Source organism: Hymenobacter sp. BT559 (assembly GCF_017571525.1).
Taxonomy (GTDB): domain Bacteria; phylum Bacteroidota; class Bacteroidia; order Cytophagales; family Hymenobacteraceae; genus Hymenobacter; species Hymenobacter ginsengisoli.
In genome coordinates this window covers 261,316-283,152 of record NZ_JAGETY010000002.1, presented here as the reverse complement: position 1 = coordinate 283,152, position 21,837 = coordinate 261,316, and the positions used below count along the sequence as shown (strand labels likewise).

Here is a 21,837-nt window from a genome sequence, read left to right as displayed (position 1 = left end):
CGTATTTTCGGCCCGGCTGACTCCGGTTCAATGCCAATTCAACGCAAAAAAATCCAGACTATTTCCCCCCTCTACTCGTTTCTTACCTCCCTTTTGCATGGCTAGTATTTTTGCCAAAAAACCGCTTTCCCAACTTCTGGGCGAAGCTAGCTCTACCGGCCACGGCGCGCTCAAGCGAACGCTGGGCGCCGGCAACCTCGTGGCGCTGGGCGTGGGCGCCATTATCGGGGCCGGCCTGTTTGTGCGCACGGCCAACGCGGCGGCCCAGGCCTCGGGCCCGGGCGTGACGCTGGCATTTGTGCTGGCCGCCTTCGGCTGCGTATTTGCGGGCCTGTGCTACGCCGAGTTTGCGGCCATGATTCCGATTGCCGGCTCGGCCTATACCTACGCCTACACCACCATGGGCGAGTTTGTGGTCTGGGTTATCGGCTGGGCACTCATCATGGAATACGCGCTGGGCGCGGCCACGGTGAGCATTGGCTGGAGCGAATACCTGAACAAGCTCTTGCAGGTCTTTCATACCAGTATACCATATAATCTCAGCCATTCGCCTTTTGAGCACGCTGTTATTAATGGGGTTACGTACCAGGGGGCTATCAACCTGCCCGCCCTGTTCATCATCATCGCTCTGAGCTTGCTGCTGGTGAAAGGCACCCAGGAATCGGCCCTGTTTAATGCCGTGGTGGTTATTCTGAAAACCCTCATCGTTATCGTATTCATTGCCGTGGGTTGGCAGTTTATCAACCCCGCCAACCACACGCCTTACCTCATTCCGGCCGATGCCGTGGTGAAAAACGCGGCTGGCGAAGTAGTTCGCACCTACGAAGGCTGGAACAAGCACGGCATTGGCGGCATTCTGGGCGGTGCCGGCATTGTATTTTTTGCGTTCATTGGCTTCGATGCCGTGAGCACGGCCGCGCAGGAAGCGAAAAACCCCAAGCGCGACATGCCCATCGGCATTCTGGGCTCGCTGGCTATTTGCACGGTACTCTACATCCTGTTTGGGCACGTGCTCACGGGCGTGGCCAACTGGCGCGAATTTGCTGACCCGGCCATTGGCGGCGAGGCTTCGGTGGCCTACGCCATCCGGGCGCACATGACCGGCTACGGCTGGCTGGCTACGGCCGTAACGTGCGGTATTCTGTTGGGCTTCACCTCGGTAATCCTGGTAATGCTCATGGGCCAGAGCCGGGTATTCTTCTCGATGGCGAAGGACGGGCTCATGCCCAAGGCGTTCGCCGAGCTGCACCCGCGCTTCAATACGCCCTACAAATCCAACCTGATACTGATGGTTTTCGTGGGCTTGTTTGCCGCCTTCGTGCCTGGCGATGTAGCCGGCAACCTTACCTCCTTTGGCACGCTGCTGGCTTTTGTGCTGGTGAGTATTGGTGTGTGGATTATGCGCAAGTCGGACCCCGAGCAGCACCGTCCGTTCCTAGCCCCTCTTTCCACGCCAGCCTTCCCGCTGGTGCCTTTTATGGGCGCCATTGTTTGCACGCTGCTCATTTGCAGCCTCGACTCCTTCACCTTGCTGGCAGCTGTGGCCTGGATGCTGCTTGGCTTCGTGGTGTACTTCCTCTACGGCAAGCAAAACTCGATGCTGCAAAAAGGCATCGTGGTAGTGCCCACCGAGATGGACGAAGAGGCCTTCATCAAGCCCAGCTCACCGGGCAGCGAGTATTAGTAGCTTCGCTACCCCAAAACAAAAAAGTCCCGCTGCCAGGCGGGGCTTTTTTGTTTTGGGTAACCCCTCGGGCTAGCCCCCACCAATGGCCGGCCGAAAATGCGCCAGCCACGCCAGGGCCTCTGCCTCGTTGGTAAACCAGTTGGCTCGGTATGCAGCCGATAGCACCACGGGTGCCGGTGGGGCATAGCTGAACGCCTTGAGGGCAAGCCACATATCGGGCTGGGCAATAAAGGCCACGCACGGAATGCGGCCCAGGCTTCGATGCACGCGCGGGAAAAACTCGTCGCGCAGCCACTCATACACATCGAGCGGCTGCGGCTTGGTATCGATAGTACCATCGAGCAGCCAGAAAGGGCAGTCGTAGTGGCGGGCCCAGGCTAGCAGCAGCTCGCTGACCTCCGTAAACTCGGTGGCCGACAGCGGGCGTAGCACGCGGCCGCGCAGCAGCGCGGGCTGCGCCTGGTACTGCACGGCGTAGTAGCCGGGAGCGGAGGGGAGCATATTGCTGAGGGCAAAATAGTTAGCCTCAGCAAGATACTCACTTTGCGGGCTTTACCTCACTCTGAAGCTTCAAGACTTTATCCCCATTATCTTGTATAATGACCAGCGCAGGGTCGTCGGCCGAGCCATTGCGGTGAATGTCGTGCCCTTTGATTTTAACGGTCGTGGGTTCTTTGTGAACCGACTCGATTTTGCCAGTGGCCGTGCCGGTGCCGTATTTCCAGCTGACTTGGGTGCCTTTACGCATGAGATAGAGAGGAATAAGCGTTCAGGAATTATACTGCGAAAGCCTGCCCCGGGATATCCCCGCCCGGCTGGCCTGCCCACTGCCCACCGCTGGTTTTGCGGAGGCGGTAGGCCGGTTAGCCGGGGTTTGGGCTGGCCGCCCGACCTTTGCGCCTATGCTTCGAGTACTTTTCCTGTGTTTACTGGCACTTTCCGCCGCTGCCCAAACGCCCGTGGCGCCCGATACCAAGGCTTTCTACGGCATCATCAACCGCGCTAGCGGGCGCTGCCTCGATGTGCAGCGGGCCGCCACCACGAGCGGCGCGGCGGCCGTGCAGTGGGAGTTTACCCACGCGCCCAGCCAGCAGTGGCATTTGGTGCTCATTCGGGAGGGTGGCGAGTACTACCGCCTCGAAGCCAAGCATAGCACGTTGTGCCTGACTCTGGAAGTCAATAGTTTATCCCCTAGCGGAGCCAACACGCCGCTGGTGCAGCGGCCCTTCACGGGTGGGCTGGGCCAGCAGTGGCGCCTGGTGCCCACCGGGCAGCCGGGCTCCTTTCAGCTCGAAAACCGGCTCGATGGCCGGGTGGCGACCCTGGCCGTGAATGATAAGTTCAACAACACGGCCATCGTGGCGGCGCGCAGCGTGGGGCGCCTCAGCCAGCAGTGGCGCCTGTTTCAGCTGCAACTGAAGCTGGCCAGCGGCCCGCCCTACTTTGCGGCGCCCGAGCCATTGGCTGCCCTCAACTCACTCACCGGCAGCGAGCTGCAGCCCGTGCCCGCGCCAGATGGCGAGCGCCTGTATTTTACCCGCACGCGCTTTGCGGGCAACGTGGAGGGTGTGGCCGAGAGCGGCGACATCTGGCTGAGCCAAAGCACCGATAAGGGCCGCACCTGGGGGGCGCCTACGCGCCTCGACGCGCCCGCCGGCCTCAATACCGCCCAAAACAATGCCGTGCAGGCCGTGGTGGGCCCGACCGCTAGCCCCGCTTTACTCCTGCGCGGCACCTATGACGCGGCTGGCTTCCGCGACGAAGGCGTGTCGCGGGCGGCGGGTGGTGGGCGGCCCGCCGCGCTGCGCATTGCGGGCTATGGTTCGACCAGCCCGGCCACCGGCTTCTTTATGACAGCGGATGAGAAAATACTGCTGCTGAGCCTGGAGCGTGAAGATTCGCAAGGCGCTAACGACCTCTACATCAGTCGGCCCGATGGCGCGGGCGGCTATACGGCGCCCGTGAGCCTGGGCCCCGTAGTCAACTCGCCGGGCTACGAGTTTGCGCCCTGGCTGGCGGCCGATGGCAAAACGCTGTACTTCGCCTCCTACGGCCACCAGGGCTACGGCTCGGCCGATATCTTCGTGACTCAGCGCCTCGATGAGAGCTGGACCAAGTGGAGCCAGCCCGAAAACTTGGGCCCGCGCTTTAATGGCCCCGGCTACGATGCCTTCTTCGCGCTAGGCCCCGATGGCACGGCCTACTACGCCAGCACCGGCACCAAAGACACGGCGCCTAAGAAGCTGTTTCGCACGCCGGTAGGCCCACCGCCGGCGCCCGACTCGGCCGCCGTGGCCAAAGCTGCCGCCGCGGCTGCCGACCCCATGAGCCAGCCCCGCGCCCTCGTGACGGGCCGCGTGCTCGATGCCCGGACCAACAAGCCGCTGGAAGGCGGCGCCGAAGTGCAGGCCCTGATGATAGGCGGCCCCATCGACTTCCGCAGCACGGCGCGGGCCGACCAGGTGGGCTTCCAGATGTCGCTAGCCCCCGGCCGCTACCGCATGACCACCACGGCCGGCCTGCTCACGCGCATCGATACGCTCACGGTGCGCGCCGGCGAGTCGCGCCGCTACGAGCCGCGCCTGACGCCCGCCACCGTGGGCTCCCGCCTCGACCTGCCGGCCATTATCTTCACCCAAAGCCAAGCAAAGCTGCTCGGCTCGTCGTACGCCACGCTCAACGCGCTGGCTAATTCGATGAAGGAAAACCCCAGCCTGGAAATTCGCCTCGAAGGCCACACCGACAACGTGGGCCCGGCCGATAAAAACCAGGTGCTCAGCGAGCAGCGCGTGGCCGAGGTGAAGCGCTACCTCGTGGGCCGGGGCGTGGCCGCCGGCCGCATCACCACCATCGGCTACGGCGGCTCGCGCCCCAAATTCTCCAACGACCGCGAAGAAACCCGCAAGCTCAACCGCCGCGTCGAGCTCGTAATTACGAAGTAGCCGGCCTAGCCCGCGGGCTGTTCAAGCAGGCACTCTAGCCCGAGGGCCGAGCCGTCGGCGGGGTCGTAGGCAGCGTGGCTGAGAATGCGATAGCCTAGCGCGGCGGCTTGGCGGGGCAGTCCGGCCTGCGTAACGCGGTAAATCTGCTCGCCCAGCTCGTCGAGAAAGGAAGCCGATGCGCGCTGGAGCGCGGCCGCCTCAGCCTCAGCAATCTGGTACTTGGCTGCGTAGGTGGGCAGGGCCGCGGCAAACTGCTTAAGCCAAGCGGCGGTGCTCAAATCTCCGGTAGTAGGATAGGCGGGCTCCATAGCTGCAAGCTACGCACAAACATTCGTTTAAACCCTGCTGATAACGCTTTGATAACCTTATAGATTGCGTACTTTATATTGTCTATACTGTCGAGGTAAGTATTCCTGCTGCTTCAGGCACGGCGGGCCCGCCGCCAGATAAAGCCGTCGAGCACATAGTGCGTGCTTTGGGGCAGGGCTAGCAGCGGCACCAGCCACATAAGCACGCTTGGCGCCGCCACGGGCGGTAGGTGCTGAAACCAGCCAAATACCGCGCCGTGCTCGCGCCACACCAGGCCATCCCAGAGGCCTTCTTCAAGAAAGGCAAACAGTGCAATGGCGCCCAGAAAGAGGGCTAGTCCGTAGCGCCCGGCCCACCAGCCGCGCCCGGCTGCGCCGGCCGGGCGGCGGCTCCACACCAGCGCCAGGTAGGGCACGCCGTGGGCTACCACATTGAGCAGCGTGAAAGCTAAGTCACCGTTATACAAGACAATGCCCGCATACCAACTGACCCCAGTGCCAGCCAGCAGCAAATTGCGGGGCAGGTTGAAGTAGCGGGTGTGGGTGTAAAGCCAGGCCTCGCGGATGGCGTAGGCGAGCAGAAGGGCTACGTAGAGGCTCGTGGCAAGCTGCCGGCCCAGCGGCCAGTCGTGCTGCACAAAGTCGCCAGCCACAAACCAGTTGAAGTTGCGCGGCGGCGATAAATGCCAGTACAGCAAGGGATAAAGCGTAGCCGCGTAGATGAGCGTCGAAGGTAGCCACGCGCCTGACACAGGCGCTTCACTGCGGCCGTAGAGCCGCAGGAAGCCATATTGCTGCCGCACAAAATGAAATACCGCCAGGTACGTGAGCGCCCGCCAAAATACCAGGCTACCCGCTGCGTGCAGCATCACGCCGCCTGCGTAGCAGCCCAGCGGCACCAGCAGTAGCAAACGCCGCCGCTGCTGCCGCTGCTGCGGGTCAAAGTAGGTTTGAAACAACGTGCCGTAGACGTGCGCCACATCAATGAGCAGCACTACGCCGACCCAGGCCAGCAGCGGAAACGCGGCCGACTGCCGGTAGGTGGCCGGCAGCAGCGCCACCACGGCCAGCGCTGCGAAGGGAGGCGCCAGAATCAGCCAGCCATCGTAGCGGGCCGAGCGTAGCCAGGGCTGAGAACCAAGCATAAAAAAGGGCCTGAAAGCGCGCAAAATACGACAGCTTCAGGCCCTGGCTGCCTTAGGGAGGTCTAGTTGGCGCCGGTATTGTTGGTGGTGCCGCTAGCCCCAGTGCCGCCCACGGTGGGGTTGCCGGCCGTGCCGCTGGCGCTGCCAGGCGTACCGCCCGTGGGCGAGGTGCTGGTACCATTCATAGCCCCGCTGGCGGGCGCGCTCATGGTGCCACTAGTGCCCGTCGAGTCGGGCATGCCACCCACTTTGGTGGCGGCCGAGTCGGTGCCGAGCGTGCTGCTAGGGGTGTTAGTATGCGTGTCGCTGCTGCCACCGCTGCAAGCACCGAGTAGCAGGCCGCCGAGCAAGAGGGCCGAAAGGGCGCGGCCAGAAGCGGAATAATTCATAAAAAGAAAGAGTTAAGTAGAGCGTGATGTCCCGGCTATACGGCTGGCCGTCGGTTGTGGCTGGGTAGTAGCGCGGACTTTTAGTCCGCGAGTGAATAGGCCAGCGTGCTAAGTCGCGGACTGAAAGTCCGCGCTACTAGCCCCTAGCACCGCCCGCGCCGCGCGCTGCCCCTGGTGGAAGGCTTCCTCAAACACCGACACGCCGCTGAGGTCGGTGTGGGCTAGGTGCACGCGGCCCCCTAGCCGGGGCTGCGTGGCCAGGGCGCGGGCCGGGCCCCACACGTAGCCTGGGGTGGGGGCTACCATGCCGTGGCCCCACACCCAAAGGTCGGCGGCTGTTACCTGGGCGGCCAGGCCGGGGTGCATCAGCTCCAGCTCGGTGAGCACAAGGGCTAGCCAGTCTGCGTAGGTACTGGCCAGGGCGTGGCGGCGGGCGGCGGCCGGGTCGGCTGGGTCAGTAGGCAGGGCCCAGTAGAAGGTGAGGCTGCGCGGCTCGTCGGCTTCGTAGCCGCGCAGGGCCTGGTGCTCGGCGTCGATGTAGCCCAGGGCCGGGCTGCCGTAGCGCACATTGTCCCAGCTCAGGGGCTGGCCAGGGCCGCCGGGGTAACCGGCCACGGTGAGGTTGGCCACCAGCCAGGGCGCGTGCAGGGGGGTTAGCGGCGGGCCGGCCGCCGGGGCGGGCAGCAAGTGCTTGCTCACATGCCAGGGCGTGGCCAGTATGACGTGCCGGGCTAGCAGCGTGGTACTCTGGCGCGTGCGCGCATCGTACACCTGCACTGCTAGTTGGCTGTCATTGGCTTCGTGCAGGCCAAATACCAGCGCCTGGGTTTGCACCCGGCCAGGGCCGCCCTGCGCCTGCAGTGCTTCGGCCAAGAAGTGGTTGCCCTGGGGCCAGGTGAGCACAGCATCGGCGGGAGCATTGTGGGCCTGGCCCTTGCGGGCGGCGAAGTAGTGCAGCCCGGCCCAGGCCGAAATTTGCAAAGCCGACACTCCAAAGTCGTCGCGGTACGAATAGTCGAGGTACCAGCGTAGGTACTCCGATTGGTAGCCGTGGCGGTCTAGCCAGGCCGCCATCGTTTCGGTGTCGAGCTGGCGGGTGACTTCGTCGGATGAAGAAAGGGTCAGCGGCAGCCGAAACAGGTCTTGTCCATCTGGGCCCATGGCGCGGCGCAGGCGCTCCATATCAGCCAGAAAGCGGCTTATCTCGGCGCGGTCGGCGGCTGGCACGCCTGCTTCGGGCACCAGCCCGGCCTGCCAGTGGCCGTGTAGCAAGAGGCGCTCGGCCGGGTCGTGGCAGAGCATGGTTTCATCGTAGATAGGCAGGCCCGTTGGTCCATAGCCCGTCAGCACGCCCGCTTGCTGCAAAAAGGCCAGCAGCTCGGTATCGCGCGCATCGGGGATGGGTAGGTAGTGGGCACCCCAGGGGTAAGCCGTGCGGGCGTTGTGGCCGGTGGCGGCGTTGCCGCCGGTGTCAGCTTCCAATTCAAGCAAGATGGTCGAGCGCTCGGGGGCTAGCCGGTGCAATTCGCGCCGTGCCGCCAGCCCGCTAATGCCTCCGCCAATGATAACAGTGTCAATGGTTTCGGTGCGCGTGGGGGCTGGTATTTTGTCCGGCGTGCGCAGCAGGTGGCCTAGCGCATGGCCCGCCCCTCGCAGCCGGCCCTGCACCGCCGAGCGGGCCGGCGCGCAGCCCGGCACGCTGCCCACCAGCCCAGCCAGCAAGGTGCCGGCTAGCCCAGCGCTGGCCTGGGTGAGGAATTGACGGCGGGGGAGGGGCATTTAGGTAATAGGGTAATCGGTAACACGTCTTTCCCGTTCGTCATTGCCAGCGCAGCGCGACAATCGCACCCGAACGCATGCAGAAGAACGACCGGCGCGGGTATCGTTCTGGGGCGATTGCTTCGCAGGCTCGCAATGACAGATGGTTATTTTGCTCACTGCTCACTGCTCACTGCCCATACGGCCCCCATTCTTCCTCAAAATACCGCACTAGGGCCTGGTTATTCAGCTGATTTACCTCAGTGGGTACCTCAGCCATGTCGGGCGGGAAGCTGCGCAGCTGGCTGATAACGGACGGCGTGAGGTAGCGCAGGCCCGCGGGCAGCCCGCCGCCATCGGCCCGCCAGGTGCCGGGCTGGGCCTGGGCCAGCACATAGCCCCACTCGCCAAAGGACGGCACGTAGGCGTGGTAGGGTACCGTGGCAAAGCCGCTGGCCGCCAACGTGTGCGCCACGCACCAGTAGGCCCGGCGCGCCACGTAGGGGGAGGTAGACTGCACCACTACTAGCCCGCCCGGCCGCAGCCGCTGGCGCAGCGTTTGGTAGAAGGCCGTGGTGTAGAGCTTGCCGATGGAGTAGTTGCCGGGGTCGGGAAAATCAACAAAAACCACGTCGTAGCGGGCCGTGTCCTGGCGCAGCCAGGCATAGGCGTCGGCGTTGTGGATTTCGAGTTTAGGCGAGTGTAAGGAGTTGTGGTTCAGCTCGCGCAGCAGTTGGTTGCTGCGGAAGAGCTTGGTCATGGCTGGGTCGAGGTCGATAAGCCGGATGTGCTGCACCTGCGGGTATTTCAGGATTTCGCGCACGGCTAGCCCATCGCCGCCGCCCAGCACCAGGATGCGGCTGGCGTGGGGTCGGTCTTGCAGTGCCGGGTGCACCAGCGCCTCGTGGTAGCGGTACTCATCGGAAGAGCTAAATTGCAGATTACCATTGAGGAAAAGCCGCAGCTCGCCCCGGTGGTTGCCCGTAAGCACCAGCCGCTGGTAGGGCGTGCTTTGGGCGTAGATAACGGTGTCCTGAAACACCTCCCCCTCGGCGTAGCGCTGGATGCGCTCGGCGCCCACCACGCCCGCGCCCAGCGCCAGCAGGGCTAGCGTTATGGCCACCAGGTAGCGCCGCCGGTAGGGCTGCGTTTCGTCAAACGACAGCAAGCTCACGCCGGCCACTACTACATTCAAGGCCCCAAAAAGCAGGGCCGTGCGCACCAGCCCTAGCCGCGGTACCAGCACCAGCGGGAATATCACCGCGGCCAGCAGCGAGCCCACGTAGTCGAAGGTAAAGACCCTAGCCACCAATTCCTTAAAAGCCAGCCGTCCCTGCAAAATGCGCAGCAGCAAGGGTATCTCCAGCCCCACTAGGGTGCCCAGCAGGCCCACCAGCCCATAGAGCAGCACCCGAAACGAACCTACGTGCGCAAACAGCCCAAACAGCAGCGGCGCTGACGCGCCGCCCACCAGCCCCACCAGTATTTCGAGGCGAATAAACCAGCGCAGCAGCGACCCGCCCAGGTAGCGCGATAGCCACGAGCCCACGCCCATACTGAACAGGTAGACGCCGATAACCGTCGAAAACTGCGTCACCGAGTCGCCGAGCAGGTATGAGGCCAGCGTGCCTGCAATCAGCTCATACAGCAGCCCGCAGGTGGCTATCACGGCCACCGACCCTAGCAGCAGGGCCGGCCGGGGTGCTCCATCGGCAGTGGCCGAGGCCACTGCCCGCGCCCGTCGGCGCGTTAGTATCGACTCCTCACCCATGAATGGCCGCGCTGATAATAAGGGCCACCGCCAGCATAAATGCCGCGCTCATAATGGCCAGGGCCGTGTTGTGCTCTTCTATAATTTCACGGCGCAAGGTGCCGGGTGTCAGCTTGTTAAATAAGTAGAAGCTGACCACCAGAATAACGATGCCCAGCAGCGAGTACACGACGGAGGCGGTGAGGGCCTTGAGGTTGAGGTATTCCATGAGGCAAGGGAAAGCTATTTGTGGTAGAAAACGCCGTGGCCGCCGTGCGCCCCGCCGTGGCTGCCCGGGCCGCCGCGCTCGGCTTCCGTGCTCTCGTTGTCGTCGCCGAGCAGGCGGTAGCCGCGCAGGCCAGTCCCCACGAAAGTGGCCAAGCCCAGCGCGGCTAGCCCCGCATACACCGGCCAGCGCCGCACGGCTAGCCAGTAGTCCCGAAGAAAGTCAAGCATAATGGGTAGCGTTAATTTTCAGTAGCATAAGGGTTAAAATCGCTGTTGGACCAGCGGTCTTGCTCGAAGCTGCGGCGGCGCAACCATACCCACAGCGGCAGCAGCGCTAGCACGCTCATTATTAGCAAGTAGTTAGACCACAAGGCTGTATTCTCCTCTAGGCGTAGTATCAGGGCTACCGCACCGGTGTCTTTTTCCAGAGTAGGATAGAAGTTAAAGTGGTAATGACCGGCGGGCACGGCGCTTATAATAGCATCAACCGAGCGGCTGCCTTCGGTCCAGTGCTCGCCGTCTTCTACCCCTTCGTAGTATTCGAGCGAGCGGGTAAACTCGTAGCCCCGGCCGGTTTGCTCGTTCACTAGGCTAGCAGTTATCTCGGCCCAATGGTTGTTGAGGTCAGGAGTTTCCAGTGTTACGGCCAGGGCGCCGGGCTCACGCATCTCAAACGACTTGGAAACTACCATTTGCTGATAGCCAGCCCGGTCGGGCGAGGTTACTACAAATTCTTCAGCTCCGTTTACCGTTGGCTTAAGCAGGAAAAACAGGATTTGTAGCACTGTCAGCAGGCCCGCCACCAGCCCGGCCAGGCGTGCGAGCTGCGGCCAGTGCTGCGTTGGGTTGGGCTGAGCCGCACCCACGCCCCGGCGCACGGGCAGGCTGGGGCGCGCCAGCCCAAACGCCTGGGCCACCTGCTCGGGCTCCAGATATTGCGCCAGGTACCAGCTAGGCCGGTCGCTGCGCAGCTGCTCGCTAGCCAGCAAGTATGGCGGGCTGATATACTCCGTCAGGCGCAGGTCTTCGTCATCGAGAATATTCCAGTCAAATTCACCTAGTGCATCGCGAATAAGCGGCTGGTAGCGGTGCCACAGCTGGTAGCTGCGGCCGGTTTCGTCTTCCCAGCTGCCGTCCTGCGCCGAGCGTGGGCCCACCACATCGGGCGCCTGCCAGGCCCGCCGTACCAGCAGCCAGTGGCCTTGATATTCGGCCAATTGCAGCGGAAAGTCGGCTGGGTCGTCGCCAGTCAGGGGCTCGGCGGGGCGCAGCTGGTACTCGCGCCACTCGGCCAGGCGGTCGTTTTGTTCGCCGCGCACCTGGTAGCCCGTTAGGCGGCAGCGGTAGCCACCCAGCAGCGCCACCTGGCCTAGCGGAAGGCTGGGGCCGGGTTCAAGGGCAGTTTTGAAGCCATCGAGGCGCTGGGCCCCGCTGGCGGGGGCTAGCGGATTGGCCCGAAAAAACGTGCGGCACCGCGCGCAGCCAAAGTAGCGGCTGTGGGCGGGGTCTTGGCAGGGCAGGGGCGCAGCGCACTGCGGGCAGGTAACCCAGACCACCGTAGCTGGGGAGGGGGCTAGCTCGCTCATCGCAGCACTTCGGCGTAAGCCTGGGCTTCGCCCTCAAAAAATGCGAGCGTTTCGGCATAAGCGCGGCGCACGGTGGCGTGGTTGTCGTGCCGGAAGTTCGACAAAAACACGTCGAACGTAGCCAGCCCGTGCTCGGGCCAGGTATGAATGCTGAGGTGCGACTCGGTGAGCGCCAACACTGCCGTGAAGCCGCCACTATCGGCAAAGGTGTGGTAGACCTCACCCACGCAGGTGAGACCTAGCTGGGTTACCAAATCGCTGAAAAACAGCCGGCTGCCGGCTGCATCTTGCAGCCGGGCGGTGGGGGCGCCAAAGGTGGCCAGCACATGCAAGCCAGGAGCGTAGGGTGGCGGCAAGGCGCGCGGTGGGGCTAGCGGCATAGGGGCAGTCGTCACAGGCGCAATACTACGGCCCTGGTTGCAAACTCCCTGGTAGGGTAGCCATACTTGGGGCAAGCTCCCGGTCTTTAGCATCGCCCTGGGGCTAGTGCGGGCCGGGCGCAGTAGCTTTGTCGGTTCGCTTTATTATTACCTATTTAATATCACGTCCTGAATGCCGGAAAAACTCTACTTTGAAAGCCCTGCTGGTCGGATTTATTATGATGTAGCCGGCTACGTACGCCTGGCCTGGGCCCCGGGGCGCCTGTCGCAGGCCATTATTGAAGCTTTTTACGAGCAGGCGCTGGCCCTGCTGCTGAGCACCGGCAGCCGCCGCATCTTGTCAGAGCATGGCCAGCGGGCACCCCTCCCGGCCGCAGCCCAACAGTGGATAACGGCCGACTGGATACCGCGCGCCATGACCCGGGCCGGCGTGCGGCACTGCGCCATTGTGGAAGGGGCTAACCCCCTGCACCGCCTCTCGACCCAATCGGTGGTAAGCATGGCGCCGGCCGGGTTCGTATTTCGGCGCTTCGATACCCTGCCCGAGGCCAAAGACTGGCTAGCCAGTGTAGACTAGTGGCTAGCCCCACCCGCTTCTAAAATCAACAAGCCCGGCCAATTGGCCGGGCTTGTTGATTTTAGAAGCGGGTTATTAGCAGGAAATGAGAGTTTATTGCTTCACAAACCGCTGCACGTAGGTGCGCTGGCCATCGGTGGCGCGTAGCAGGTAGAGGCCGCCGGCCAGGCCCGACACGTCGAGTTGGCCATTGCCCTGGTAGCGGGCGGCCGATACGGCTGCGCCACGGGCGTCAAGCACTTCTACTTTGGTCAGCTCGGCGTTCGAGCTCAGCGAGAGCGTGAGGAGGCTGCTGGCCGGGTTGGGGAAGAGGCTCAGCACGGCTTCGGCGCTGAGGCCCGACTTGGCGGGGCCTGCTAGGGTGGCCGGGGCCGGGGCTGCAATGGTGCCGCCCGTCACGGTGATGCTGTAGTCCTCGGTTTCACCGTAGCTGTAGCTGCCGCAGGCCGTGGTGGCCGAGTTGTCGCTCATCACCACGCGCAGGCGGGTGGTGCCGCTCTTGGCAGTGGTCGGCACCGTCCAGGTGCTGGTGAGGTTGCCGGCCGTGCCCGCTACCGAGCCGTAGTCCATGCGCTCGGCGCTCTCAAAGGTGCCGTTCTGGTTCCAGTCAACGTAAATACCCCAGTACTCGGTGTAGGTCGAGCCCGTGAAGCCGGCGCTCAGGGTCATGGTCTGGCTGCTGCCGGCGGCCACGGTAGTGCTCAGGGCCGTGCCGTTGTAGTAGCCGCCATCGGCGCCCGAGGTGCGGTTGATGCTGCCCAGCTGTACCAGGTCGATGTACTCATACGACTGGCTGGTGCCCTTGCTGCTGCAATAGGTAACCGTAGTGGGCGGCGGAGTAGTAGTGCCCCCGCCGCTGTAGGCCGCGCCGATGCCCACGGCTGCCCAGGCGTTGGTTACGGACTGGGCCTGGGTCGAAGCGGCACCAAACAGGTCGGTAGCCGCCTGGATAGAGTAGGTGCGGGCGTTGGCGTAGGTCGAGCTGGCCGTCATATACACACTTTCCATGCGGAAAGTGATTTTAGCGGCGTCCGTGAGGCCAATGCCCGTTACGGCAAAAGAAGCGCCCTTTTCGTTGGTGCCGGTTTTGCCCGCGCTGATGAGGTAGTACCAGTAGTTGAGCACGCCCGAGTTGGTGTGCACACCGCCGTTGTCGGAGGTGCCGGTGTACCAGTAGCTGCCTTTGTAGTAGGCCGGCTGGCTATAAGTATTGGGGCTACTCATGGAGCGGAGCGCGCCGCCGGCCTTCATGATTTCCTCGCCGATGAGGTAAGTCGATTTGCCGGTGAGGGCGTATTTATCAACCGTGTATTTCTCCACGCTAGCCCCCCAGATATCGGAGAGGCCCTCGTTCATGGCGCCCGACTCGTTGGAATAGGTCAGGTTAGCAGTTTTTTCGCACACCGCGTGGCCGATTTCGTGGCCGCACACGTCGAGCGCCGTCAGGGGCTTGAAGGTGCTGGCGCCGTCGCCGTAGGTCATCACCGAGCCGTTCCAGTAGGCATTCTCGTAGCCCACGCCGTCGCCGGGCGTGTCGTCGTAGTGCACGTAGCTCTTGATTTTGGCGCCGGCATTGTCATACGAGTTGCGGCCGAATACGCCTTTCCAGTAGTCGTAGGTGCTTTGGGCGCCGAAGTGCGCATCGCCGGCCACGTTGTCGAAGTTGGCGTTGTTGTACTCGGCCGACGTCCAGTTGTTATCGGCGTCGATAAAATCGGTAGCGCTGGTGTAGCTGTTGCTCTTTTTGCAGTTGTAGGTTTCGATGCCCAAGCCGCGGGTGTACTCGCGCAGGTGGTAGCCGCCGGTGGCCGTTTCGTCGGCCAAAGAGCGGGTGCCGCTGTAGGCAGTGGCAAACGTAGCCGTGGAGGCCGTGGCGTTGGTGCTGCGCGTGCCCTTGGCGCTGCGGGTGCTGTGCTTGATGATGTCATCCTTCAGCACTACCTCGCCCGAGTGCGCATCTACATAGAGATACGCGCGGCTCACCGGCTGCTGCGCATAGACGTTGAATTTCCAGGCCAGCACCAGCGGGGCATTTTCGGCATTCTGGCGGGCGTCGCGCACCAGCACCAGCTCGCCCTGGGGCTTGTAGCTGGCAGTCGGGTCGTTTTCCTGGGCTTTCAGGCCGGCCTCTTCGCGGGCATCCTGCCACATGTATTTTTTGGCACCCACAAAGCTCAGGGCCCTAGCCAGGGCCGCGTCGGCGCTCAGCGAAGGCGTTACGCTCACGGCCCCGATTTTCTCGAAGTCACCGCTTAGCGTTTCAATCTGGCCGCCGCGCGAGTGGGCTGTGTACGTGGCGTGCTCCACCTTCACGCCCTTGTAGTACTGCTCAAACTTCTGGTGGCTGAAGCCGAGCTGGTCGGTTTCGGTGCGGGCCAGCTTAAACTGGTCGTCGGTGCCAAGCGCCAGCTGCTGGCGAATCACCAGGGCGCCATCTACGGCGCGGGCGGCGAGGCGACCTTCGGCCGAAAACTGGATGAGCGTGGGCTGGCCGTCGGGACCAACTTCTTTGCGGGCTACGCGGCCATCTTGCGCGTGAGCGAGGTGGGGGAGGGTAGCGGCGGACATGGCAAGCCAAGCCACTGCGTGGTACTTGTGGAACATAGGAACTGGTTTGGTAAAGAGAGAAAGGGCAGCACACCTGCGGCTTTTAGGCGAAGGCGGCGCAAGGTAGGAAAATCTCCTTACCTACCAAATTCATGATTTATGAATTTTTGATGAATAAATATGAAGCGCAATAGCCTTGATTTAGACGGTATTTACGCTTTGGTTTCCAGAGAAAATGGGTTTAAAGGCAATACGCTTATATTTTCAGGAGTATAAGGGTTTGGCTATGCAGCAGGCTAGCCTAATGCCAACGAATTGGCCCGGGAATTGCGCAGTGCGAAATTGGATATTAAGAAGGCTGAAAATTTCGTGAAAAAGCCGAAATCTTATACACTATCCGAGGAGGCTGTTCTGTTGGTGCGCCGCCGGTCGGTGGCTTCCTCATCGCCCAGCAGCTGGCCCCAGGGCCGCAGGCTCTCGATGCGGTCGAACACGATTTTGAGGATAGCGATGATGGGCAGCGCCAGAAACATGCCGGCCACCCCGCCAATGGCATTGCCGACCAGCACGCCTACAATGGCGACCAGCGCATTAACCTTAATCTTGGACGCCACGATGCGCGGAATGAGGAAGTGGTTGTCGATGAACTGAATAACCATGTACACTGCCACTACCCCCAGCGCGTGGCCGTAGCCGGGCTTGGCCACGAAGGCCATGAGCACCGGCAGGGCAATGGCAATGAGCCCGCCGATGTAGGGGATAAGGTTGAGCACCGCCCCGAGCACCCCTAGCAGCAGCGCATACGGAATACCCAGCGCCAGCAGCCCCACTACATTGAGCACTGCCACAATGCCACCTTCGATGAGCAGCCCCACCATGTAGCTTTGAATGGCGGCCTTGCTCTGGCTCAGCACTTCGGCCACCCCCTGGTTGCGGCGTTGCCCGCCCGAAAATACCTGGGTAAGAAAATCGACGAGCCGCCGCTGGTACAGAAACAGCAAAAAGATGTAGACCGGAATAAGCGTGGCTACCACCAGCAGCCCCGATACGGCCGTGAGCGTGCCGCCCAGCAGGCCAGCAGCCCGGCTGCTGGCCTCGTTCACATAGCTCATCAGCTTTTGGTTGGTGAGGCCGAAGCGCACGTTGAGCCACTGCGTAAACTGCTGCGTGGCTTGCAGCAGCTTGGCCTTGAACATTGGCAGCTGGGCGCCTAAGTGCATGGATTCTACATAAATAAAGTAGAGTAGCCCAAGCAATGACACCACCCCCAGCACCACCGTGAGGCCAATGGCCAGCAAGGGCGGCACCCGGTGCCGCAGCAGCCACTGCTCTACGGGGTGCAGCATAATGGCGAAGATGGCCGCAAAGAGCAGCGGGAAAATAAGGTCGGCGGCCAGGTGCAGCGTGAGCACCAGCAGGGCTAGCCCCAGCAGGATGAGCGGGACCTTGACATAGAGGGGAAAAGCCAGCTCGGTGGGCTGCTTGGGAGTAGGTGGCAGGGGTGTCATGGGGGCAATACGGGCCTGGTGGCCGGGGTGGCGAAGCTACGCGCTAGCCCTATCTTAGGCCGTAACTAAGCCCGGCAGTTCATCGTTACGGCACGGTGCTTGTTTACAGGGTTAGCATCCTGTTGAATTTAGATTTCTTTTGCCATGAAAAATCTTCGCCTTTTCCTCAGCCTTTTCCTGCTGGCGGCCGTGCTCACCAGCTCGTTCAATGCCCAGGCCCAGCGTCGGTTTAGCCCGCAGGCCAAGGGCGCTATTATCGGTGGTGGCAGCGGTGCCATCCTCGGGGCCGTTATCGATAAGCGCAACCGGGCCGTGGGCGGCCTCATTGGGGGCGTAGTAGGTGCCGGTGCTGGCTATGCCGTAGGCAAGCACATCGACAACCGCCAGAAGAAACGCGCCGCCGCCATTGCCGCCATAGAGCGCCAGGACGCTGCCCGCGCGGCTGCCGCCGACCGCCATGCCTATATGGCTAGCCGCTCGGCTGCCCCGGCCCACCGCAGTGCCCTAGCCAATAGCTATGCGCCCGCCGCTGCCACAGCCGCTCCGGCCGCTCTTGCTGCCGCGTCGGTTATTCCGGGCTACCCGGCCATGGCTACCGCTACGGCCTACCTGCCCAACCAGGCTCCGGCCGACCCGGCTAACCCTTATGCCGGCACCACCTATCGCCAGCGCAGCTGGTAGCCCCGCTTTTTCAGGCTTTGCAAAAACCCAGGCCGCCCAGCCTGGGTTTTTGGTTTCCAATTCTGCTTCTCTCTCCTCAAACACCTGATTACCATGCGTACTTCTCTGGCCCGCCTCGTGTTGCTGGGCGCTTTGCCGCTGCTGGCGGCGTGCAGCAAATCGGTCGACTCGGCCGCCACTTCCGCCACCAGCGCTGCCGACCTCGACCGGCAGTTTCTCACGGCCTGGAACAACAAGGACCTCGAAAAAACCCTCAGCTATCTCGCCGACGATGTGCAGTTTTTGCAGGGCAACGCCCACTTTAGCGGCAAGGCCGAGGTGAGCGACAAGTGGGTGCGTGCCACCCAGGGCAGCATCGGCAACCTGCGCACCAGCGTGGTGAGCGCCACCAGCACCGATAAGCTGGCCTATGAGGCCGGCACGTTTTCGGTAGATGTGCTGCCCGCCAATGGCCAGCCCGCCGGCGTGGGCCAGGGCAATTTCCTGCTGCTGTGGAAGCCCGCCGCCGATGGTACCTGGAAGCTGAGCTACGCCCAGCTCGAAGACCTGCCCGTGCTGCGCCGCTAGGCCTACTTTTGTGGCGCTATCTCCCCGAAAGCCGCTAGCCCCTCGCTAGCGGCTTTCGTATGTAGAGGCCCGCCACCCCGTGGGCGCCTTATTCTTGCTGTATGATTTCGACCCTGCAACCCAACCTCCCGGCACCTGCCGATTTGCAGCGCCTGTGCAAGGCCCTGGCCGCGCTCGACGCCATCAACTCGCCCGACTGGGAGTACCGCTATTATTCCTACAACCCCGAGTGGAGCCCCGACGAGCAGGTGCTCGAAATGCGCGACGGCGAAGGCGACCAGATGCTGGTGCTGTTTCGGCCCGAAGGCTGCGTCATCAACGGCTTTTTGCACGAATATGACCAGCCCGACAAAAAGCAGGTGACGCGCGGCCTGCCCGATGCCTTCGACGATTTCATGTTTGGCGAGCCAGTGGCTTCGCTGGGTACCACGTTTTGCCTGTGGTACACGCCCGCTCATGGCTGGCAGCATGGGCTGGTCGAAAATGAGGACGACGGCTCAGAAGAGCTACTGTATATTTTTGATAACCAGCCGGCTACCTACGCTGAGTGGGCCAATGAGTATTACCTGGAAGAAACTGGCCGCCAAGCTATTGCGCCCGAAGCCGTAGCGGCCGTCTATCGCCACGAGCTCCTGACCAAGGCAAACGTGCTGGCCATCAATGAAGAAACGGAAGACTGGACCATGCTAGCCGCCGACTTGCAGGAAATCGGCTACCCCTACGACTTTAAGTAGCGCGCTACTGCTCTGCTAACTTATGCTCATGCGGCAGCTGCTACTTCTATTGGTGCTTTGCGTATCGTGGTCTGCGCGGGCGCAGTCTGCTAGCCCCGCCTTCAGCGTGGTGCCGCTAGGGGTGAAGGGTGGGCTGGCTGAGGGCAACCTCTCGGCCTACCTGGTGGCAGCGGCCGGCAGCCCCGACTACATCTGCCTCGATGCGGGCAGCCTGCGGCCGGGCGTCGAAAAAGCCGTAGCTAGCCACGCGTTCGCGGCCTCCGTCGATGAAGTGCTGCGGCAGCGCATCAAGGGCTACTGCCTCTCGCACCCGCACCTCGACCACGTGGCCGGCCTGCTGCTCAATGCCCCCGACGATGCTGCCAAGCCCATTTATGGGCTAGCCAGCTGCCTGGCCACCGTGCAGCAGGATTATTTCAACTGGCGCGCCTGGCCCAATTTCGGCAATGGCGGTCCGCCGCCCGCGCTCCATAAATACGAGCTGCGAACCCTGGTGCCAGGCCAGGAAACGGCCCTTGAAAACACGCCGCTCAGCGTGCGCGCCTTCCCGCTCAGCCACGGCCCGGGCATGCAGAGCACGGCCTTTTTGGTGCGCAGCGGGGCTAGCTACCTGCTGTACCTGGGCGACACTGGCGCCGACGAAATAGAGAAAGCGCACTGCCTGCATGACCTCTGGCTAGCCCTGGTGCCGCTGGTGCAGGCCCGGCAGCTCAAGGCTGTTTTTATCGAGGCTTCTTACCCAAATGCCCAGCCGCCCACACAGCTTTTTGGCCACCTCACGCCGGCGTTGCTGCTGCGCGAGCTCGGGGTGCTGGCAGGGCTAGCGGGCCCGGCAGTCGTGCGCGGGCTGCCAGTCGTTATTACCCACCTGAAGCCTTCGCCAGGGAATGAAGCGCTCATAAAAGCGCAGCTGACCGCCGATAATACGCTGGGGCTGCGGCTGATTTTTCCAGAGCAAGGGCGGATGATAAACTTTTAACGTGGCTTTATTGAAGAACTGGTTGCTGAGCTTAGGGTAGGGCACCTGCGGCGGAAAAAGACAGGGGATTTGACCGTTGTGCCACAGCCGGCGTGCCTATCTTGCTCAATATCTGTCCGCTCTATGCGCTTCTCCCCTGGGTTTATTCTGCTTGCGGGCTCTGCTACCGCACTAGCCCTGCTGGTTGGCTGCCACGGCAGCCCCGATGCTACTACCACCGCGTCTATCACTAACGCCCCGGCCGATACTGCCGCCACCGGCCCTAGCTGGGCGCTGCTGGGCTTCACCAAAGTAGACAGTTCCAATCCCATTATGGGGCCTAGCCCGGTGGGCCAGTTCCTCGACCCCATCCTGAAAAAGCCCGTGCGGTGGGAGGAGAAGGACGTGTTCAACCCCGCCGTGGTAGTGCGCGGGGGCAAGGTATACATGCTATACCGGGCCGAGAATAAAATTGGGACGTTCGGTAAAGCCTCGCGCATCGGCCTGGCCAGCAGCACCGATGGAGTGCACTTCGTACGCGAAAAGGAGCCCGTGCTTTACCCCGCCAACGACGCGCAAAAGCTCTACGAGTGGCCCGGCGGCATCGAAGACCCCCGCGTGGTGGAAGACGCCACCGGCACCTACTACATGACCTACACCGCCTACGACGGCAAGCTGGCCCGCCTACACGTGGCCTCCTCGCCCGACCTGCGGCACTGGACCAAGTACGGCAGCGTCTTCGGCGGCCAGTACCTCGATAAGTGGAGCAAGTCGGGCTCCATCGTGTCGCGCTACGAGCCCGATGGCCGCATCGTAGCCGCCAAAATCAAGGGGAAATACTGGATGTATTGGGGCGATACTCAGCTCTGGCTAGCTACTTCTCCCGACCTCATTCACTGGACGCCCCTCGAAATGGCGCCCGGCGAAAAGCCGCCCGTGCCGCTGCGCGCCCAGGCCCGCACGCTGCCCCATCTCAAAGTGGTGCTGCCCACCCGCGCCGGCCGGTTCGACAGCGACCTAGTGGAGCCGGGGCCGCCGGCCATGCTTACCAACCAGGGCATCCGGCTCATTTACAATAGCCGCAACGTGCCCGCTATCGGCGACAAATCCTTGCCCGAAGGCACCTACACCGCCGCCCAAGCTCTGTTTGACAAAGACGACCCTAGCCGGCTATTGCGCCGCACCGACACCTACTTCATGCGCCCCGACAAGCCGTATGAGAAAACCGGCCAGGTCAACCAGGTCGTTTTTCTCGAAGGCCTGGCGCGCTTCAAGTCCACGTGGTTTTTGTACTACGGCACCGCCGATTCTAAAATCGCGGTAGCCACCCGGTCAGTGGAGTAGGGGTGGGCATATGGTGCAGCTTATGGGTTGCTGAATGGCCGCTGGGCTGACTTATTAGTCTGCTTAGCGGCTGTTTGATTATGTAGTGCTAATGCCTGAGAAACCTGCCACGAAAGAGTGTTAGCGGTACTTTTACTTTAGCTAGCGCGAAAGGCGAGTTTTCAGAAGTGACACTGACATTGCTGATAGTAGGTAAACAAGCTCAGCATAACCGGCTTTGTAATTCACTTGTAATTGCCGTGAAGAAATACGCTTTAGAAAAAACCTTGTGGAGCACCGCTGACTTTGAGTCGATGGGCTGGCACGATAGCGTCATCTATGGCCTGAGTCTTACCAGCGACTTTGATACTAAGGAAAGCGAGTTGATGCTAGACATCGACTACATTTTTCAGTGGAATAACCCTGAGCCTCCTACTACTCATTATACCTTCTGGGTAGCGCCTTGCACATTGGTTTTCAAGAATGTACTTAACATTCACTTTGAAATGGAAACTAGTTTGGTGCTATCTCCTGAAATGGAGATATCCGATATAAATCGGTTGGAGGAGATTGATAGAGGCGAAGCATTTCCTCGCGCAACCAAGTGGCAAGTCGAATTGCAGAACGGAGACTTGTTTTTCGAGGCAGACGGGTTTGAGCAGTACGTGCGGCAGTTGCCCAGTTATTCAGAAGGCCAACGACTTTCTCTTACTGTAAGAGGAGGAATCTCATTTGAAAAAGTACAAGCGACACGCTAGCCAGTTTCGTC

At 62.1% G+C, this 21,837-nt stretch carries 22 protein-coding genes; 9 read left to right on the top strand and 13 right to left on the bottom strand.

Annotation, left to right across the window (positions count from 1 at the left end):
• Window positions 1–97 precede the first annotated feature (97 nt).
• On the top strand, window positions 98–1,684 hold the full coding sequence (locus tag J4D99_RS03825; RefSeq protein ID WP_208130385.1) for an amino acid permease: 1,587 nt from the start codon (window positions 98–100) through the stop codon (window positions 1,682–1,684).
• A 72-nt stretch (window positions 1,685–1,756) separates the two neighbouring features.
• Here the strand turns inward: J4D99_RS03825 and J4D99_RS03820 are convergent, their stop codons facing one another.
• The gene (locus tag J4D99_RS03820; RefSeq protein ID WP_208130384.1) at window positions 1,757–2,188 is read right to left on the bottom strand and encodes a hypothetical protein; all 432 of its coding nucleotides are present in this window, start codon (window positions 2,186–2,188) and stop codon (window positions 1,757–1,759) included.
• 37 nt (window positions 2,189–2,225) lie between these two features.
• A complete protein-coding gene (locus J4D99_RS03815; RefSeq protein ID WP_208130383.1) occupies window positions 2,226–2,435 on the bottom strand; it encodes a hypervirulence associated TUDOR domain-containing protein in 210 nt (69 codons plus the stop codon).
• Window positions 2,436–2,589: 154 nt separating this feature from the next.
• Here J4D99_RS03815 and J4D99_RS03810 point away from each other — a divergent pair, with 154 nt between their 5' ends.
• Complete coding sequence (locus J4D99_RS03810) at window positions 2,590–4,629, top strand: RICIN domain-containing protein (protein ID WP_208130382.1); 2,040 nt, start codon at window positions 2,590–2,592, stop codon at window positions 4,627–4,629.
• Between the two features lie 5 nt (window positions 4,630–4,634).
• Here J4D99_RS03810 and J4D99_RS03805 read toward each other — a convergent pair whose 3' ends face one another.
• The 9 genes from J4D99_RS03805 to J4D99_RS03765 all read right to left on the bottom strand — a co-directional run bounded on the left by J4D99_RS03805 (window position 4,635) and on the right by J4D99_RS03765 (window position 12,188).
• A complete protein-coding gene (locus tag J4D99_RS03805) occupies window positions 4,635–4,937 on the bottom strand; it encodes a hypothetical protein (protein WP_208130381.1) in 303 nt (100 codons plus the stop codon).
• 113 nt (window positions 4,938–5,050) lie between these two features.
• A complete protein-coding gene (locus J4D99_RS03800) occupies window positions 5,051–6,082 on the bottom strand; it encodes a hypothetical protein (RefSeq protein ID WP_208130380.1) in 1,032 nt (343 codons plus the stop codon).
• 62 nt (window positions 6,083–6,144) lie between these two features.
• A complete protein-coding gene (locus J4D99_RS03795; RefSeq protein WP_208130379.1) occupies window positions 6,145–6,471 on the bottom strand; it encodes a hypothetical protein in 327 nt (108 codons plus the stop codon).
• Between the two features lie 108 nt (window positions 6,472–6,579).
• Window positions 6,580–8,250: an NAD(P)-binding protein gene (locus J4D99_RS03790; protein WP_208130378.1), complete on the bottom strand. Its 1,671-nt coding sequence runs from the start codon at window positions 8,248–8,250 to the stop codon at window positions 6,580–6,582.
• A gap of 169 nt (window positions 8,251–8,419) precedes the next feature.
• Complete coding sequence (locus J4D99_RS03785; RefSeq protein ID WP_208130377.1) at window positions 8,420–10,000, bottom strand: polyamine aminopropyltransferase; 1,581 nt, start codon at window positions 9,998–10,000, stop codon at window positions 8,420–8,422.
• Complete coding sequence (locus tag J4D99_RS03780; protein ID WP_208130376.1) at window positions 9,993–10,208, bottom strand: DUF350 domain-containing protein; 216 nt, start codon at window positions 10,206–10,208, stop codon at window positions 9,993–9,995. Before J4D99_RS03780 ends, J4D99_RS03785 begins: the two co-directional genes overlap by 8 nt.
• A gap of 14 nt (window positions 10,209–10,222) precedes the next feature.
• Window positions 10,223–10,435 carry a hypothetical protein gene (locus J4D99_RS03775; protein ID WP_208130375.1) on the bottom strand — a complete coding sequence of 71 codons (213 nt, stop codon included), beginning with the start codon at window positions 10,433–10,435 and terminating at the stop codon, window positions 10,223–10,225.
• Between the two features lie 11 nt (window positions 10,436–10,446).
• On the bottom strand, window positions 10,447–11,793 hold the full coding sequence (locus J4D99_RS03770) for a hypothetical protein (protein ID WP_208130374.1): 1,347 nt from the start codon (window positions 11,791–11,793) through the stop codon (window positions 10,447–10,449).
• Window positions 11,790–12,188 carry an S-adenosylmethionine decarboxylase family protein gene (locus J4D99_RS03765; RefSeq protein WP_309509597.1) on the bottom strand — a complete coding sequence of 133 codons (399 nt, stop codon included), beginning with the start codon at window positions 12,186–12,188 and terminating at the stop codon, window positions 11,790–11,792. Before J4D99_RS03765 ends, J4D99_RS03770 begins: the two co-directional genes overlap by 4 nt.
• Window positions 12,189–12,345: 157 nt before the next feature.
• On the opposite strand from J4D99_RS03765, the gene J4D99_RS03760 reads away from it, so the two are divergent.
• Window positions 12,346–12,750, top strand: coding sequence for a hypothetical protein (locus J4D99_RS03760; protein WP_208130373.1), 405 nt, complete (start codon window positions 12,346–12,348; stop codon window positions 12,748–12,750).
• A 93-nt stretch (window positions 12,751–12,843) separates the two neighbouring features.
• On the opposite strand, the gene J4D99_RS03755 is transcribed toward J4D99_RS03760, so the two are convergent.
• A complete protein-coding gene (locus J4D99_RS03755; RefSeq protein WP_208130372.1) occupies window positions 12,844–15,318 on the bottom strand; it encodes a M4 family metallopeptidase in 2,475 nt (824 codons plus the stop codon).
• Window positions 15,319–15,683: 365 nt separating this feature from the next.
• Entirely contained in the window at window positions 15,684–16,805 is a 1,122-nt protein-coding gene (locus tag J4D99_RS03750; protein ID WP_208130371.1) for an AI-2E family transporter, read from the bottom strand.
• 144 nt (window positions 16,806–16,949) lie between these two features.
• On the opposite strand from J4D99_RS03750, the gene J4D99_RS03745 reads away from it, so the two are divergent.
• The 6 genes from J4D99_RS03745 to J4D99_RS03720 all read left to right on the top strand — a co-directional run bounded on the left by J4D99_RS03745 (window position 16,950) and on the right by J4D99_RS03720 (window position 21,826).
• On the top strand, window positions 16,950–17,486 hold the full coding sequence (locus J4D99_RS03745; RefSeq protein ID WP_208130370.1) for a YMGG-like glycine zipper-containing protein: 537 nt from the start codon (window positions 16,950–16,952) through the stop codon (window positions 17,484–17,486).
• Window positions 17,487–17,579: 93 nt separating this feature from the next.
• Window positions 17,580–18,053: a YybH family protein gene (locus J4D99_RS03740; RefSeq protein WP_208130369.1), complete on the top strand. Its 474-nt coding sequence runs from the start codon at window positions 17,580–17,582 to the stop codon at window positions 18,051–18,053.
• Between the two features lie 101 nt (window positions 18,054–18,154).
• A complete protein-coding gene (locus J4D99_RS03735; RefSeq protein WP_208130368.1) occupies window positions 18,155–18,787 on the top strand; it encodes a hypothetical protein in 633 nt (210 codons plus the stop codon).
• A gap of 28 nt (window positions 18,788–18,815) precedes the next feature.
• Window positions 18,816–19,766 carry an MBL fold metallo-hydrolase gene (locus J4D99_RS03730; RefSeq protein WP_208130367.1) on the top strand — a complete coding sequence of 317 codons (951 nt, stop codon included), beginning with the start codon at window positions 18,816–18,818 and terminating at the stop codon, window positions 19,764–19,766.
• Between the two features lie 123 nt (window positions 19,767–19,889).
• Window positions 19,890–21,089: a glycoside hydrolase family 130 protein gene (locus J4D99_RS03725; RefSeq protein ID WP_236018515.1), complete on the top strand. Its 1,200-nt coding sequence runs from the start codon at window positions 19,890–19,892 to the stop codon at window positions 21,087–21,089.
• Between the two features lie 167 nt (window positions 21,090–21,256).
• Entirely contained in the window at window positions 21,257–21,826 is a 570-nt protein-coding gene (locus tag J4D99_RS03720) for a hypothetical protein (protein WP_208130366.1), read from the top strand.
• Window positions 21,827–21,837: the final 11 nt, after the last annotated feature.